The 1,088-nt window shown below is 57.8% G+C and carries 1 protein-coding gene and 1 pseudogene; both read left to right on the top strand.

Going from position 1 to position 1,088, the window contains the following annotated elements:
• The coding region (locus B9Z45_RS16695) for a transposase (protein WP_146180911.1) at positions 1–271 on the top strand (271 nt) is incomplete at its 5' end.
• Positions 272–414: 143 nt separating this feature from the next.
• Positions 415–922 (top strand): annotated as a pseudogene (locus tag B9Z45_RS16690) (IS3 family transposase); the annotation flags it as partial.
• Positions 923–1,088: the final 166 nt, after the last annotated feature.

The following is a 1,088-nucleotide window of genomic DNA, read 5'->3' as shown; positions in this document are numbered from 1 at the left end:
GAAGGCACTGATCGCATCCAAGGCACCACATGCGAACGACTTCACCAACCAGCGGGTGCGCAAGGGAGGTGAGGTTGACCCGGCCCTGCGCTCGAAGAATCGCAACAAGTCCAAGGTACGCGCCCGGGTGGAGCACGTCTTCGCAGTGGTCAAGCGGCTGTGGGGCTTCACCAAGGTGCGCTATCGCGGCCTGGCCAAGAACGCCACGCGCTCGTTCGTGGCCTTGGGTCTGGCCAACATCTACTTAGCGCGTGGACGCCGCATGGCATGAGTGCGTCTTCAGAGCGCGCAATGCGCGTGTCTGGCGTGAAAAGGCCAGAAATACGGGCCGAAATTGGGCCGCTTCGCCCATCACATCTCGCATCATGCAATCAACTAGCAACATATCGCTGAATTCGGTGGCTTGTTCAGCGTAGCCCTAACCAGGTCTGGACGGGAGACATCACCTATATCGCCACCGACGAGGGCTGGTTTGTACTTGGCAGCAGTGATAGACCTGTTCAGCCGACAGGTGGTGGGCTGGAGCATGCAGCCTCACATGCAGAGCAGCCTGGTGACAGACGCGTTAAAGATGGCATGGTTCCGGCGTCAGCCAGCGCCAGGCCTGATCTTCCATTCGGACCGAGGCAGCCAATACTGCGGGCATGAGTTCCAGGGCACGCTGGCGGGTTACAAAATGAGAAGTTCCATGAGCCGCAAGGGAAACTGCTGGGACAACGCACCTACGGAGAGTCTGTGGGGTCGCTTGAAGGTGGGCAGGCTGTACGGACAGAGGTTTGCAACCCGCAGGCAGGCAATGGATGAGGTGATTGACTGGCTGACGTTCTACAACCACCGGCGGTTGCACTCCACGTTGGGCTACGTCAGTCCGATGCAGTTTGAAAAACGCTGGGACGCGGCACAGCAATTGAAGGCCGCATAATGAAGTGGCTAAGCAGTACGTCAAACAGGGGCAGGTTCACTTTGATGTCCGCTGGCTGTGGATAACTATAAGTTCAATTGTCGTCCTGCAGCTCCTTTCTCTCCGTTTTTCTTGTCTGCTCTCGCGCTTTGATTCGACCCCTCGCCTCATTGGAGCTGTGCCTGAA

The sequence above is a fragment of the Limnohabitans sp. 2KL-17 genome (assembly GCF_003063415.1).
Taxonomy (GTDB): Bacteria; Pseudomonadota; Gammaproteobacteria; order Burkholderiales; family Burkholderiaceae_C; genus Limnohabitans_A.
Note: the sequence above shows the minus strand (reverse complement) of the source record. Positions and strands in the feature narration are given on the sequence as shown.